The sequence below is a fragment of the Hyphococcus luteus genome (genome assembly GCF_002943565.1).
In the GTDB taxonomy this organism is placed as follows: domain Bacteria; phylum Pseudomonadota; class Alphaproteobacteria; order Caulobacterales; family Parvularculaceae; genus Hyphococcus; species Hyphococcus luteus.
On record NZ_PJCH01000001.1, the window covers coordinates 485429 to 500199 of the forward strand.

General features: G+C 56.2%; 15 protein-coding genes. 7 read left to right on the forward strand and 8 right to left on the reverse strand.

Annotation, left to right across the window (positions count from 1 at the left end; genetic code table 11):
* Positions 1 to 3 precede the first annotated feature (3 nt).
* On the reverse strand, positions 4 to 249 hold the full coding sequence (locus tag CW354_RS24185; RefSeq protein WP_491059808.1) for a hypothetical protein: 246 nt from the start codon (positions 247 to 249) through the stop codon (positions 4 to 6).
* 38 nt (positions 250 to 287) lie between these two features.
* A complete protein-coding gene (locus CW354_RS02100; protein ID WP_491059809.1) occupies positions 288 to 938 on the reverse strand; it encodes an ATPase, T2SS/T4P/T4SS family in 651 nt (216 codons plus the stop codon).
* Between the two features lie 775 nt (positions 939 to 1713).
* On the opposite strand from CW354_RS02100, the gene CW354_RS02105 reads away from it, so the two are divergent.
* Positions 1714 to 3171: a glutamate synthase subunit beta gene (locus CW354_RS02105; protein ID WP_207764618.1), complete on the forward strand. Its 1458-nt coding sequence runs from the start codon at positions 1714 to 1716 to the stop codon at positions 3169 to 3171.
* Between the two features lie 286 nt (positions 3172 to 3457).
* Here CW354_RS02105 and CW354_RS02110 read toward each other — a convergent pair whose 3' ends face one another.
* Both CW354_RS02110 and CW354_RS02115 read right to left on the reverse strand, forming a co-directional pair.
* On the reverse strand, positions 3458 to 4138 hold the full coding sequence (locus CW354_RS02110) for a 5-formyltetrahydrofolate cyclo-ligase (RefSeq protein WP_207764619.1): 681 nt from the start codon (positions 4136 to 4138) through the stop codon (positions 3458 to 3460).
* Between the two features lie 11 nt (positions 4139 to 4149).
* Complete coding sequence (locus CW354_RS02115; RefSeq protein WP_104828379.1) at positions 4150 to 4644, reverse strand: group III truncated hemoglobin; 495 nt, start codon at positions 4642 to 4644, stop codon at positions 4150 to 4152.
* 399 nt (positions 4645 to 5043) lie between these two features.
* On the opposite strand from CW354_RS02115, the gene ccoN reads away from it, so the two are divergent.
* Genes ccoN through CW354_RS02145 form a run of 6 tightly spaced genes read left to right on the forward strand, consistent with a single transcriptional unit; the run spans position 5044 to position 9508 of the window.
* A complete protein-coding gene (ccoN, locus tag CW354_RS02120) occupies positions 5044 to 6693 on the forward strand; it encodes a cytochrome-c oxidase, cbb3-type subunit I (RefSeq protein WP_104828380.1) in 1650 nt (549 codons plus the stop codon).
* Positions 6694 to 6699: 6 nt separating this feature from the next.
* Positions 6700 to 7434, forward strand: coding sequence for a cytochrome-c oxidase, cbb3-type subunit II (ccoO, locus tag CW354_RS02125; RefSeq protein ID WP_104828381.1), 735 nt, complete (start codon positions 6700 to 6702; stop codon positions 7432 to 7434).
* Positions 7431 to 7604, forward strand: a complete 174-nt coding sequence (locus tag CW354_RS02130) for a cbb3-type cytochrome c oxidase subunit 3 (protein WP_104828382.1) — start codon at positions 7431 to 7433, stop codon at positions 7602 to 7604. Before ccoO ends, CW354_RS02130 begins: the two co-directional genes overlap by 4 nt.
* Positions 7595 to 8476: a cytochrome-c oxidase, cbb3-type subunit III gene (ccoP, locus tag CW354_RS02135; protein WP_104828383.1), complete on the forward strand. Its 882-nt coding sequence runs from the start codon at positions 7595 to 7597 to the stop codon at positions 8474 to 8476. The genes CW354_RS02130 and ccoP overlap by 10 nt, the downstream gene beginning before the upstream one ends.
* Positions 8473 to 8652 carry a hypothetical protein gene (locus CW354_RS02140; protein WP_104828384.1) on the forward strand — a complete coding sequence of 60 codons (180 nt, stop codon included), beginning with the start codon at positions 8473 to 8475 and terminating at the stop codon, positions 8650 to 8652. The genes ccoP and CW354_RS02140 overlap by 4 nt, the downstream gene beginning before the upstream one ends.
* Positions 8653 to 8668: 16 nt before the next feature.
* Complete coding sequence (locus CW354_RS02145) at positions 8669 to 9508, forward strand: DUF2189 domain-containing protein (protein WP_104828385.1); 840 nt, start codon at positions 8669 to 8671, stop codon at positions 9506 to 9508.
* 10 nt (positions 9509 to 9518) lie between these two features.
* Here the strand turns inward: CW354_RS02145 and fdxA are convergent, their stop codons facing one another.
* The 4 genes from fdxA to CW354_RS02165 form a co-directional block, all read right to left on the reverse strand.
* The gene (gene fdxA, locus CW354_RS02150) at positions 9519 to 9860 is read right to left on the reverse strand and encodes a ferredoxin FdxA (protein WP_104828488.1); all 342 of its coding nucleotides are present in this window, start codon (positions 9858 to 9860) and stop codon (positions 9519 to 9521) included.
* Between the two features lie 122 nt (positions 9861 to 9982).
* Positions 9983 to 11149: a cystathionine gamma-synthase gene (metB, locus tag CW354_RS02155; RefSeq protein ID WP_104828386.1), complete on the reverse strand. Its 1167-nt coding sequence runs from the start codon at positions 11147 to 11149 to the stop codon at positions 9983 to 9985.
* Entirely contained in the window at positions 11139 to 12857 is a 1719-nt protein-coding gene (gene cysI / locus CW354_RS02160) for an assimilatory sulfite reductase (NADPH) hemoprotein subunit (protein ID WP_104828387.1), read from the reverse strand. Before cysI ends, metB begins: the two co-directional genes overlap by 11 nt.
* A 9-nt stretch (positions 12858 to 12866) precedes the next feature.
* Entirely contained in the window at positions 12867 to 14693 is a 1827-nt protein-coding gene (locus CW354_RS02165; protein ID WP_104828388.1) for an assimilatory sulfite reductase (NADPH) flavoprotein subunit, read from the reverse strand.
* Positions 14694 to 14771 lie beyond the last annotated feature (78 nt).

The window sequence follows — 14771 nt, forward strand, 5'->3', positions numbered from 1 at the left end:
GCGTCATGACGCATCTCCTTGGCTTACGACAGAAAGGGCGGGGGAATTGAGCGGCTCGGTCAGGTAGCCGTCCGCGCCGTAACCGGTGACGCGCAGCGCTTCCTCGACGCGGCGCTTGCCGCCAGACCGGTTCATGAAGACGACGACGTCGATCGCGTCCGCGATCAGCGCGACCGGCGCCTGGCGCGCGGCTTCGAGCGTCAATTGCTCAAGCCGGGCGAGCGCGCCGCGCGCGGAATTCGCATGCAAGGTCGTGACGCCGCCCGGATGTCCGGTGTTCCACGCCTTCAGGAGGTCGAGCGCACAAGCTGCTGCAGCGAGACATGCTCACGGTGCGTGCGCAGCTGCACGACATTGCGCGCGGTGCAGGTCAGCTCGCGCGTGTCTTCGAGGATCAGGATGCGGTCGTTTGCGAAAGCGGACTCTGCGAGCAGCGCGTTCGTGAAAGTGGTCTTGCCCGACGATGTGCCGCCGGCGATCAGGATGTTGCGCCGCTCATCAAGCGCTGCGCGCAGCGACGCGGCGAGGGCCGGCGTCAGGGCGCCCTGCCCCACATAATCGTCGAGACCGAACAGCGTCGCGGCCGGCTTGCGGATCGAAAAGCACGGCGCGGAAGAAATGGGCGGGAGAAGGCCTTCAAACCGCTCGCCGCCGCCGGGGAGTTCTGCGGAGACGATCGGGGATTTGCGGCAGAGGGCCTCTCCCGTCCCGGAGGCGACCAGGCGGATGACACGCTCCCGGTCGGAGGGGGCGAGACGATGATCGGAAGCGACGACGCCGCGCCCGGCCTTTTCAATCCAGACCGAGCCATCGGGATTGGCCATGATCTCGATCGTGTCGGGCTCTGTGAGCGCATCGCGGATGACGGAGCAAAACGCCGTGTGCAACATTGAAATGTGACGTTCGTCCGTTTCCCGTTTCTTTGCGTTCACTGGCATGCCGTCCGCTCCCTTTCATCGTCTCGGTGGAGATCATCGCGGGTTTGAGACGCATCAGGGAGTTGGAGCGCAGGCCAATTTCGGCAATGCCCAGCAACGCTCGGCAATACTCGGATAAGACGTTCCGGCGTGGCCGCGCTGTCAGCGAGCGGACGGAAGTACAATTTTCGAATAAGGAAGCGTTTTCCTCTACATGAGGTAGGAAACAAAGGCGACATATCGCCAGCAACCTGGCCCACGGCAACATCCAAGGTTGGAGCCAATTGAGGCCGCGATGAGGTTTCCTTGTCGACCGCCCTGCTCTCATACGGGCGGTGCGGCGCTGATTTTCCGACTTAAGCGTGCAGACTGCACGAAATAGTCGGACATCACTTTACGCATTGAAACGGCGCTGCAGGATCCGCGGGACTGACGCCTTCTCCCGCTCTCTGGCGAAAAGTCAGCGGCGGGGGACAATGCCCCCGAAGGGTCAAAACCCGCCGGGCGACGTTCACAAGCATGGCGTCGATACAGCGACGACACGTCTCATCGGTATTTTTCAAGCCGATCTTGCGATCCTGCAACTTTATTGTCACTCGCCCGCGAATAAACTCACAGGCGCTCACTCGAGAGCTGGCGTTGAATTATCGTTCGGTTTGCGTGTCTCCCACTCTGAATTCTAGCCCAAAGGCTCGCGAGGGTATTGACGCCCAACCTGGCAAGAGCTAAATGCAGTATTATATATACTGCTTTGTTTTTGAAGTTGCCGTAGAAAAAACCGCTTATGCCAGAGCGCATGCAGAAATTCGTGTCGATTGATCGCGGACTTGCGGCTAAGCGCGCCGCCAAGGAACGCGTGCAAGATCACCGTGAAATTTTGCCCGATTTTGCAGCAGAGCCCGCTGCGGCGCAGGCGTCACGGTGCGAACAGTGCGGGATCGCCTATTGCCATATCTACTGCCCACTGCACAACAACATACCAGACTGGTTGAAACTAACTGCTGAAGGGCGACTGGAAGAGGCCTATCACTTGGCGCAGGAGACAAACAATTTTCCTGAAATCTGTGGGCGCATCTGCCCTCAGGATCGCCTGTGTGAAGCGCAATGGGCCTGCACGCTGGAACAGAGCGGTCACGGCGCAGTGACCATCGGCGCGATCGAACGCCATATTGGCGAGACGGCGTGGAAAGAAGGATGGGTCAAGCCGCGACGCCCTGAGAAACGGACTGGTCAAAGCATAGGAATTGTCGGCGCGGGGCCTGCCGGGATGGCTGCGGCCGAAGAACTGCGCGCCTTTGGCCACGAAGTTCATCTTTATGATCGATACCAACGAATGGGCGGGCTAATGTCATACGGCATTCCCGAATTTAAAATGGAGCAATATGTCGTTGCTCGCCGGGCACGCCTGCTGACCGATGCAGGCATAACCTTTAATGGCGGCCAAATCCTTGGCGACAATCTCTCTTTCAATCAACTCCAAGAACGACACGATGCTATTATACTCGCCTATGGCGCCCACCGACCGCGACAGCTCGGGCTAAACGGGGAAAAGCTGGCAGGCGTAATTCCGGCGATGGACTACCTCGTCGCGTCAAGCCGCGCTCAAATCGGCGAAAGTGAAGCGCCCAAAATCAACGCCGCTGGTAAACGCGTTATCGTGATCGGCGGCGGCGACACTGCGATGGATTGCGTTCGGACGGCTGTGCGACAGGGCGCCGCCAGCGTCATCTGCCTCTATCGACGGAATCGAGCGAACATGCCCGGATCTGAACGCGAAGTCGCGCATGCTGAAGAAGAAGGAGCAATATTCGAATGGCAAAGCCAGCCGGAAGCATTGTCGGGGGTTCCCGTTGAAATAATTGCTTCCCAGCTTGAAAGCGTCCGGCGTAACGGCGCCATTCGCACAGTGCGCGCCCATCGAACGGACCTAGTTGCGGACGGCGATGGCGGCAGGCTGATCCCCCGAAAGAAGCCTTTCTCGGAATTCGAAATCGCCGCCGACATGGTCGTCAATGCACTCGGTTTTCTTGTTGATGATGCAGGGCCGCTGACTGGCGGTCGGGTAGGCATGTCGGAAAGGGGTCGAGTCGCCGCCGATCGCACGACGAGAATGACTGCCGCTGACGGAGTTTTTGTTGCGGGCGACGCGCGGCTCGGACCATCCCTTGCCGTCCACGCTATCCGGGAAGGCCGCGAAACAGCCGCAATGGCCTGCCGTTATCTCGAACAGGCGCGTGCCGTTGTTTCGGCTTGATCGCTATAAAACCGGCGCCAAATCGGAATGCTTCAAAATTTAAGCGGCCAATAACGCAAACGGACAGAAGGCGCGCTACCGCGCCCGCCGCCCTAGTTCAACAAGCATAGCAAATAGCACGTGCGCCCGAACTAATTTCGCAACGCCTGCAAACAAAGACGCGCGCCTGAAGCTATCTGACCGCCAGCAAACAAGACGGTTGGAGATTTTCCCAATTGCGACACCCCGCCAAGCGCCGCCCCGTTAATTTTGCGCTGCAGCCTGACGAACCGCCAGCCCACATGCATTACTCACCAGCTTGAATCCCCACTGTTTCACGTTCCGTGACTATAAAGTCCATCGGAATGTCGTGTGCTTGCGGGTAAATCGTAGGCAAACAGGCGGAGCTGTATCCTACGCCAAATACGCGTGGGCGTTTCGCTAAGGCCGCGAGTGTCCGGTCAAAGAATCCCCCGCCATATCCAAGTCTGTACATTTGCCGGTCAAACCCGACTACGGGCGCGGTTACGACGTCCGGGACGACTTCGGCGCCGTCCGCAGGAACTGGAATTTTCCACAATCCCTTTTCGAGTCGATCGCCTTTCTTCCACAGACGGAAAACAAGAGGGCGTCCCAACTCGATAGCAACCGGCAGCGCCGTTTGCACGCCTGCGGAGGCCAACGTCTCCATGAAGGGCCTGAGATCGGGCTCCCCGCGAATTGGCCAATAGGCGCTAACGACCAAGCCTTCCAGATCCCCGATTAAATCCTTAAGGTGGCCGGCTATTCTTTCGCCATAGGCACGCCGTTGTTCCGGTGTCAGCGCCAATCGAGATGCGATCTGACGCGCCCTTTCGGCTTTACGCCAACGATTGACGTCTTCCCGCCTCATAACAGACGCGCCCAGTCCGGAATATTCGGGGTCTACCTCATGCATTGAACATGGCGGCGATGCATATTCCTTAATTCCTTTTTCTTCATCGGCCAAGACGATTTCTCCTATTCCGCCGTCTTAGGCGTCGCTTTTCCGCGCACATATCGTTCCCCTTTACGCAACAAAACGCCTGAATTAGAGGCGATTCCCATTTCCAGACTTTCTGCTATGCGCCGGGCGCGTTCGATAAAATGTTCGGCGGCGGCAGGCGAGCATTCCTGTTTCGCGGTTTCTTCAAACAAAGCGAGCCATCGATCAAAATGGCGGGCGTCGACCGGAAGCGGTAAATGTTTCTCCATGGGACGGCCATGGTATCGGCCAGTCATTAATGCAACTGATGACCAGAACGCGCACATTTTTTCCAGATGGCTCGTCCAATCACTGATATGATGATCGAATATAGGCGCAAGAATATCATCTTCCCGGACACGGGCATAAAATTCGTGAACAAGTTTTCGAATTAACTCTTCGTCAATCCCCGTGTTCTCAACAATGTCTGCGGCGATACGGGTCCGCCGTTCAGTTTGGGACACGCCGCCCTCATCTTCGCTTTTGGCCATCTTACGCCTTCTCTCATCGCTGGAATGCGACGGGCGTCCTTTTTTCACGATCAGTTGCCTTCCACGTAAATATCGCGACGCTCCAGCAGCCAAATCCCGCCGCTTATTCGTAAAACCTTGAAGTGATCGTGCTATTTTATAACATATATTCGTAATATATCATTAAGTCTCAGACAGAACAATTCTAATTCGCCATAGCTTGTCCAACAATAAGGGCGCGTTCTTCATTCTTTGTCCATGGCGACGCCCGACAAATCTTCGCGCCGCGACATAACGCGCCCTTTTCATTTCCAACACCTCAAAGATATATGCATGATATATATTAATATCAGCGCATCCGGCCTATACACTCTTTCTTTGCGGGCAAGGTGTTGGCGCGCACGAAAAGAGAACGCCGGCATGATCTCAACTCTAACAGATACAGAACGTCAAATTGCACTTGTCATCTCGGGTCTTCTCTCCCTCGTCGGCCTCGTTCTTAGCGCCGCGGGACGCCATGACCCCCTCGGCGCGCAAGGTTTTATCATTCTGGCGTTCGGTCTGAGCGGCGTTTTTCTGGTAATTAGTGGTTTTCATCTACCAGAGCCGACGGAAAAGAGATTTTCCCACTATTATGACGAGCCGATCAAAGCTGGCATTATTATCGCCATGTTGTGGGCCATTGTCGCCATGTTCGTCGGCGACTGGGTGGCGTGGCTGCTCGCTTATCCGGAAATGACATTCGACGCGGCTTGGGCTTCATTCGGCCGATTGCGACCAATTCATACGACCGGCATAATTTTCGGATTTGGCGGCAATGCGCTGATTGCGACATCTTTCCATGTAATGCAGCGCACTTCCCGGACCCGTCTCGCTGATCAGTTAAGCCCGTGGTTTGTTCTGGGAGGGTACAACCTTTTTTGCATCCTGGCTGTCACTGGGTATCTCATGGGCGTTACCCAGTCGAAGGAATACGCCGAACCAGAATGGTATGCGGATATCTGGCTGACGATAGTATGGATAGCATATTTTGCGCTTTATCTGCGCACGCTTGCCCGTCGCAAAGAGCCTCACATCTACGTTTCAAACTGGTACTATCTGGCGTTCGTGCTCGTAGTGGCGATGCTCCATATCGTCAATAATCTGGCAATGCCGGTCTCGCTGGGAAGCTCGAAGAGTTACACTGTTTTCGCCGGCGTTCAGGACGCGATGGTGCAATGGTGGTACGGCCACAACGCTGTGGCGTTCTTTTTAACATCCGGCTTTCTCGGCATGCTTTACTATTATCTGCCGAAGCGTGCAGGCCGGCCCATATTTTCCTATCGAATGTCCATCATCGGCTTTTGGGGCATTACCTTTTTTTACGTGTGGGTCGGCTCTCATCACCTCCATTATACGGCTCTGCCGCAATGGGTGCAGACGCTCGGCATGACTTTTTCAGTGATGCTGCTGGTGCCGTCTTGGATCGCCGCCGCCAACGCGCTGCTAACGCTGAACGGCGCCTGGCACAAAGTGCGCGACGATGCAACGTTGCGTTTCATGATGGTTGCGGCATTGTTTTACGGCCTGGCGACTTTCGAAGGCTCCTTTTTGGCTATTCGGCCAGTAAATTCGCTATCGCATTACACAGACTGGACAGTCGCCCATGTTCATGCCGGCACGCTCGGCTGGAACTCAATGATTATCTTCGGAGCGTTTTACTATCTCGTTCCGCAATTATGGAAACGCGAGCGAATCTATTCTCCTGTGCTCGTGGAAGTCCATTTCTGGCTCGCAATCGCAGGCATCTTTATCTACGTCTTTGCAATGTGGAATTCAGGCGTCATTCAAGGCCTGATGTGGCGTACATACAATAACAGCGGCACGCTTGCCTACTCATTCATCGATTCCTTGAACGCTATGCATCCATATTACATAGCGCGCGCAACGGGAGGGCTGCTGTTTCTCATGGGCGCAGTCATCGGGTTTTATAATATCTGCATGACAATCCGCAGCTCCCCGGCCGCTGCGAAAACACGCAACGAGCAACCAGCGACAATCGGACAATCTCGTTTGCGCCCGGGAGAATAGGCAGACATGTTCCAGGCCCATTACAAACTTGAGCGATATTCAGTTGGCCTTGTGATCGCGATCATCATAGCCGCCAGCATCGGGGGCATTGTCGAGATCGCCCCTCTCTTCACGATCGACCAGACCGTAGAAGAGGCGCCGGGAATGCGCGTTTATACCCCGCTGGAACTCGCCGGCCGCAATATCTATGTCCGCGAAGGTTGCTATGCCTGCCATTCGCAGATGATTCGCACCTTGCGTGATGAGGTCGAACGCTACGGGCCTTACTCGCTGGCTGTAGAATCCCAATATGATCATCCAATGTTGTGGGGTTCAAAACGGACAGGCCCCGACCTTGCGCGCATCGGAGGTAAATATTCCGATCAATGGCATGTTGCACACCTAGAGAACCCTCGCGATGTCGTGCCGGCATCGATTATGCCTGCCTATTCCTTTCTTGCACGGACGCAATTGCGTACCGACGACCTTTCAATGCATCTAACTGCGCTCAAAAAGGTTGGCGTGCCTTATACAGACAGCATGATAGAAAAAGCAGTTGAGGATGCGTATGGACAGGCGGCGCCCTTCAGTGCCCTGGCTGATGGAGTCGTGACGCGCTACGGCGACGCCACTCATATTCGCGCCTTTGACGGCGATCCCGGCTCAGTGTCCGAGATGGACGCCCTCGTCGCGTATCTGCAGATAATCGGCCGATTGACCGACGCGGCACATGAACAGAAATCATCGGGAGATGCTGAATGAACGGACCGGAACACGACATTTTGGTTGCGTTCGCCAAGTCGTGGGGGCTTTTCTATCTGATAGGGCTCTCGATCGGCGTCCTAGTTTATACGTTCTGGCCGGGAAACCGGAAGAATTTTGACCGGGCGAAAAAAAGCATCATGGATGATGAGAGCGGGCCATGGGCGTGATTGAACGCGACCCTCACACCGGCCACGGGACGACCGGACATGAGTGGAACGGCATCAAGGAACTGAATACGGCTGTACCGTGGCCGATATGGGCCTTCCTCATTGCCACCGTGATATTTTCCGTAGTCTGGTGGATCCTGATGCCGGCATGGCCTTTGGGGGATACATATACGAAAGGCTTGCTCGGCGCCGATGTCCGTCAGAACGTCGCGACAGACCTTAAATCGGCTGAAGAAAAGCGCTCCATCTGGGCATCGCGCATCGAGAAAGAAGAGCTTTCCGCCATTATGTCTGATTCCGAATTAATGCAAGATATTCGCGAAACCGGCCACGCTCTGTTTGGTGACAATTGCGCCGCCTGCCACGGCGCCCGCGCCGAAGGCGGACCGGGCTACCCAAAACTTACCGATTCCGCGTGGTTGTGGGGACAAACGCCAGACGCAATTTTCGAAACTATTCGGGCCGGTGTTAACTCCGGCCATCCGGACAGTCGCTTTTCTCAAATGCCGGCATGGGGTCGCGATCAAATGCTTGATCGCAAAGCGATCATCGATGTAAGCGCGTTTGTAAAGTCGCTCTCGGATGCAAATAAGGGTGGCAATGGTTCGCCAGAGCAATTGGCGGCCGGCCAGAAGATCTTTGTTGATAATTGCGCATCGTGTCATGGCTCCGACGCACACGGCGCGCATCAGACCGGTGCGCCTGACTTGACGGACAACACGTGGCTTTATGGCGGCGATGCTGCATCAATATATGAGTCAATCTACAATGGGCGTCAGGGGCACATGCCTGCCTGGGAAAGCCGGTTATCCAATGCAGATCGGAAAATCCTAATGATCTACCTCCTTGACCTTGGCCAGAATTCGCCATGAAACCGATCGGAACACGGACAAAAGCCGGCCTTGCTTCAATTATATTAATCGTCGCCTTTGCCGCCGCCAACGCTCATCTAATACTGACATCGATGCGTTCGCAGCCGGATTGCGTGCCGCATCTGAAAGCACCAGAGCCTGAAGGCGGATTCCGCGCCGCTCAATCGTCCTGCTGAAACAAGAGAGGCCACTATGGTCAATTCGAAAACGACGGATACGCTTCCCCCTGTGCTTCCACCGCTCGCCGCCAGCAGGACGAACTGGCGTCGCGACCTCAAACCAACCGTTGCGCTTTTGTGGCTTTCCGCCGGATGGCGGGACTTTGTACGTCGCCCGGAACTTAGCATTGCTTACGGCGTTTTGCTTTTCCTGGTCTCGCTGCTGGTGCTGTTCAGCATTTTTCATCTTGAATACGATTACGTCCTTTTCCCCGCGTTATCAGGATTTCTCGTTGTGGCTCCTCTGGCTGCGACAGGTCTTTATGAGAAGAGTCGCCGTTTGGCGTCGGGAGAGCCCGTATCCTTCGTTAACATGGCCTTCGTCAGGATTCGCTCTGGAGGGCAGATTGTTTTTGTGGGGCTGCTTCTTTGCCTCCTCATGATGTTATGGAATCGCGCCGCTATCCTTCTATACGCCCTCTTTTTCGGCCTTCGCCCATTTCCAGGTCTGGATGAAATCCTCCCCGTCTTGCTCGGAACGCCTATGGGCTGGATGCTGCTTATCGTCGGAACTCTAACTGGCGGTTTATTCGCCGCTTTTTCCTTCTCAATCAGCGTGTTTGCAATTCCACGGCTTCTCGAAGAGCGCACTGATGCCTTTACCGCCATGGGGCAAAGCATGGCGCTTGTGTGGAACAACCTTCAAGTCATGCTCAGCTGGGCTTTTCTTGTCGTTGCTCTTTTCATATTTTGCGCTGCAACCGGTTTTGTCGCATTGATTGTTGTTTTCCCACTCCTCGGTCACGCCACCTGGCATGCATTTACCACTATGCGCGGGCCTGCCGCCGAACACTCTTACGGCAGGCGCGAATGAGAACGTTCCTTTATTGATCGCCGCATCCGGGTGCAGAATTCAAAAATCGGAGCTTATCCGGAACGCCATTTAAGGCCACCGCGTTCGGCATTGGCGATTTTCGCTGCGTGATATTCGGCCATTTTTCGGAATATTTTCGGTTTAACTGGATCCACTGCGGCTCGATCGCAGTGTGAATATCCGGGAAGATAGCTTCGGCTGGGCATTCAGGGACGCATGCTCCGCAATCGATGCATTCGTCAGGATGTATCGCCAACATGTTCTCGCCCTCATAGAAACAATCAACAGGGCAAACCGCGACACAGTCTGTATATTTGCACAAAATGCAGTTATCGGTGACGACGAATGTCATGGAGCTGAATTGCCTCCCTGCAATCAATATGGGGTCCCCATGTTGAACCATTAGCAACAGCTGCCATTGCCACGTTTCCGATATAACAAAAAAGTCAAATGCCAAGCGATTGCATATCGCCCTCAACAGGCCTTCAGGCTGGCGGCAAGATCGGTGAGCAGATCCTGTTCGTTTTCAAGGCCAACCGAAATGCGGATCAACCCGTCATTAATCCCCGCTATGCCCCGCGCCCTCTCACCCATATCCGCATGAGTCATGGTGGCGGGGTGGGCGACAAGGCTCTCGACGCCCCCAAGCGACTCGGCAAGCGTGAACACGCGGAGCGATTCCACGAAGATCCGCGCCGCGTCACTCCCGCCCGCTAGTTCGAAACTGAGCATCGCGCCGAATCCGGTTTGCTGCTTCGAAGCGAGCTTGTGGTCCGGATGCGACGCCAATCCAGGATAATGAACAATCTTCACAGCCGGATGATCCTGCAGCCATTCCGCCAGCAGGGCCGCCGTTTTCTGCTGGCGCTCCATCCGGGCGTAAAGCGTCCGCAGCCCTCTCATGGTCAGCCAGGCGTCGAAGGGCGAACCACAAGCGCCGACTGTAGTCGCCCAGTTGCGGAGCTCCCGGGCCTTTTCAATGTTCGCCGCCACGACGGCGCCCCCAATCACATCCGAGTGCCCATTCAAAAATTTTGTCGTAGAATGAAGAACGTAATCGGCGCCAAGTGCGATCGGCCGCTGGACCGCGGGCGACAGAAACGTGTTATCCACCGCGACACAAATGCCGGCCGCCTTCGCCATAAGCGCGATTTTTACAATGTCTACAACGCGCATCAGCGGATTGCTGGGCGTTTCAATGAAGATGAGAGAAGGCCCGCCGGCGAACGCCTCGCATAGGGCCATGTCGTCCGCCTGATCTATAAAGCTCACGGAAAATTGCCCTAACGCCGAACGCGCCTTCAGAAGCCGGTGCGTTCCGCCATAACAATCATGCGGAGCAATGACGGCGTCGTTGGGGCGCAACCGTCCCAGCAGCAGGTCAATGGCCGCCATCCCGCTTGACGTGATGACGGCGCCGGCGCCGCCCTCCAATTTCGAAAGCGCTTCTGCAAGCATCTCTCGCGTAGGATTGCCCGAACGGCCGTATTCGTAAGACCGAGGTTCGTTATATCCTTCGAAGGTATAGGTGCTCGACAGATATATTGGTGGCGACACCGCGCCGAACGCCCTGTCCGTCGCGACGCCGAAGGTTGCGGCGACGGTTTGCGGCCCGCACGATCGTCCGCCTTCATGATTCATTGAAAAGGCGTCCTTCGGTCACTTCCCGCACCATGCCTGCGCGAATGCAGAAATCGCCAAAGCGCTCGCCGTTCTCGCGCTCGTTGGCGTATTTCGTAAAAGCTTGATCCAGCGCGCCGAGTATCGCTTCCTCGCCGACATTTTCACATATCATGCGATTCAGCCGCTGGCCGTGAAAACCTCCGCCAAGATAAAGGTTGTATTTTCCCGGCGCGCGGCCGGTCAGTCCTATTTCAGCGATATAAGGCCTGGAACAACCATTTGGACAGCCGCTCATGCGGATGGTGATTGGTTCGTCCGCCAGACCTTTTTGGCCGAGCATTGCTTCGATTTTCGTGATCAGTCCGGGAAGATATCGCTCGCTTTCGGCCATGGCGAGACCGCAAGTCGGAAAAGCGACACAGGCAATCGAGTTTCGGCGAATGACCGATGCGGCTTGTTCAGTTAGGCGATATTCATCGAGCACCGCCTCGATTGCAGCCTTGTCTTCTTCTGCAACGCCGGCGATGATCAGATTCTGGTTCGGGGTGAGCCGAAAGGCGCCATGATGGATGCGGGCGATCGCACGCAAACCGTCCAGCAGCGGTCCCGACACCCGGCCATTCTCGATAAACAAAGTGAAGTGCCAGCGGCCATCTTCGGTCTTCACCCATCCGAATCGGTCGCCATTCGAATCAAAATGAAACGGCCGCGCTGTTTCAAATGGCGCGCTCATCCTGCGCTCGATTTCGCCCTTGATCCAATCAAGCCCTTTGTCGTCGATCGTGTATTTGAAACGGGCGCGCTGTCGGTCTTTCCTGTCGCCATAGTCCCGCTGCACGCCCATCACGGCTTCGGCGCAATCCAGTAATCGGTCCGCCGTCACGAAACCGATTACATCCGCCAATCGAGGATAAGTCTGTGGAGCCTTGTCTGTGCGCCCCATGCCGCCGCCGATCGCTACGTTGAAACCTCTAAGGCCGGTCTTGTCACCGATGGCGATAAAGCCAAGATCCTGCGCATAAACGTCAATGTCATTGGACGGTGGAAGTGCGAAGCCGATCTTGAATTTCCTCGGCATGTATGTGCGGCCGTAGAAAGGTTCTTCCTGTTCGGATGTCGCAACCCGCTCCTCGCCATACCAGATCTCATGATAGCCGCGCGTCCGCGGGATGACATGGTCGCTGACGCGTTTGGCGAGCGCGGCGACCTCGGCATGCATGGAGGAGCATGCTGGATCGACAGTGCACATGACGCCGCGGCTGTCATCCCCGCAGGCGGCGATCGTATCGAGCAGCGCTTCATGCAGACCTTGGATAAGCGGCCGCAGACGGTCTTTCAGCACCCAGTGGAACTGAAAAGTCTGCCTGGTCGTCAGCCTTAGAGTTTCCCCGCCATGGGCGCGGGCCAGCTCGTCGAGTTTCAGCCATTGCGCCGTCGAGCAAACGCCGCCGGGAAGCCTCACACGGATCATGAACTGGTAGGCCGGTTCCAGCTTCTGGCGGCGCCGTTCGTCTCGGAGGTCGCGATCGTCCTGTTGATAGATGCCGTGGAATTTCATCAACTTGACATCACTGGCGTCGGGCACGGCGCCGGTGATCTTGTCCCCCAGCCCGCTACCTATCGTTCCGCGCAGGAAGTCGCTTTCAGCCTTCATGCGTTCATCGGGATTAAGCCGATCGAGCGGCTGGGAAATATCGTGTTCGCGGGACTTCGCGTTCTCGTTCATGATGAGGCCTCAATAAACGTCGCGATGATAGCGGTGATCGGCATTTAGGCTACGGACATAGCCTTCCGCCGCCTCTCGGCTCGTCCGAGATTCCAATGCAACCAGATCGATCAAAGCTTCTTCTACGTCTGGGGCCAGATTGACTGCGTCGCCGCATACATAGATATGCGCGCCGCTTTCCAGCCAGTCGAAAACGTCCCTACTCTGTTCGCGCATTCGATGCTGGACGTAAATTTTCTCGGGCCCGTCCCGCGAGAAAGCGACGTCCATACGAGTGAGCGTTCCGTCCTTCAACCAACCCTGCCATTCCGCCTGATAAAGAAAATCTGTCCTGAAATTCCGCTCCCCGAAAAACAGCCAGCTTTGATTGTCCTTGCCCGCCGCCTCGAGCTCTTGAAGAAATGCTCGATAAGGGGCGACCCCTGTGCCCGCACCGATCATTATAATTGGCGCCTCGTCATCCGGCAGACGGAAATGGGTGTTGGTTTGAATATAGACCGGCAACACCGTTTCCGGCTCGCTCCGATCCGCGAGAAGCCCTGAGCAGACACCCGTCCGCGTTTCGTCGTGAAGGTCATAGCGAACGGGGGCGACAGTGAGGTGCGCTTCGTCGGGCGCCGCGGCGAGGCTTGAGGCGATCGAATAGAGGCGCGGTTGGAGTGGGCGAAGACTTGTCGCGAAATCTTCCGGCGTGACGCGGCAGGAAAAACGCCGCACAATGTCGATTATATGATGCCTGTGCAAATAAACGGCGCGGTCGGCCGACCGATCTTCCTGCAAGAGTGTCCGCAGTTCATCCGCCTTCGTTACACGCGCCCAATACTCAAGAAAGCGCGGCGTCGCGGTCGTTATTTCAAAGCGATGCGCAAATGCATCTTTGACTGTTGTCGTCTCACCCTTGAGTTCCAGTTGGTGTTCGGCGTTGAACTCCAGCGCCTCAAGAAGCGCGGTCACCACAGCTGAATCGTTGCACGTCAGAACTCCCAACGCATCGCCCGGTTCATAATTCAATCCGGATCCGTCCAGCGACACCTCAATATGACGCGTTTCTTTCGACGATCCGCGCCCGACAATCGGGAGATTGTCGATGACGGTCGCCATAAACGGGTTTCGTTTGTCGTGTTTAAGTGCGGACGCATTTAAGCCGCTGCCCGAAACGGGCGTTGTTGACACTGACGAGGATACGTTTTCGATGTGCAGAAGTCCGAGAACGGACTTGCGCCATTCTTCAAAAGGCTCCTCATAATCGATATCACAATCGATCCGGTCGGCAAGCCGGCTCGCGCCCAATTCCTCAAAACGCCGGTCGAGACGTTTGCCAGCTTCGCAGAAATATTCGTAACTGGAGTCGCCGAGGGCCAGAACGGCGAACCGCAACTGATCTAGTTTTGGGGCTTTGCGGCCCTCGACGAACTCGAAAAACCCAGCCGCCGGCTGTGGCGGATCGCCCTCGCCATGCGTGCTCACAACAATAAGTAGGTCCTGCTCGCCGGCAAGACTGCGGATTTTGTAATCCGCCATGTCAATAACCGTCGGCGCCAATCCAGCCTGGCCGGCCCGCTCGGCGAGCAACTTCGCGAGTTCGCCGGCATTGCCGGTTTCGGATCCGAACAGAATGGTCAATGTTCGCGCGGTTTGCGAATTCACCGATGTGGATTGAATAGACGCGGATTGCGCAGCGCCCACTCTTCCGACGCTCAAGCCTTCAAAATAGGCGCTAACCCAACGGGCTTGCCCGGCGTCCAACTGCGCCGCCAAAATGTCGACGAGCGCACGCTGCTCATTGGTTAGCGAAGAATTCGTATTATCAGCCAAAATTGAATCCTGCAGGGCCATTTATTCGAACGCCTGGCCGCACAAAAGCAGCAAGCGCGCCACGCGCGCCTGCTGCAGATCGCCCTTGGGGAGGAAGGC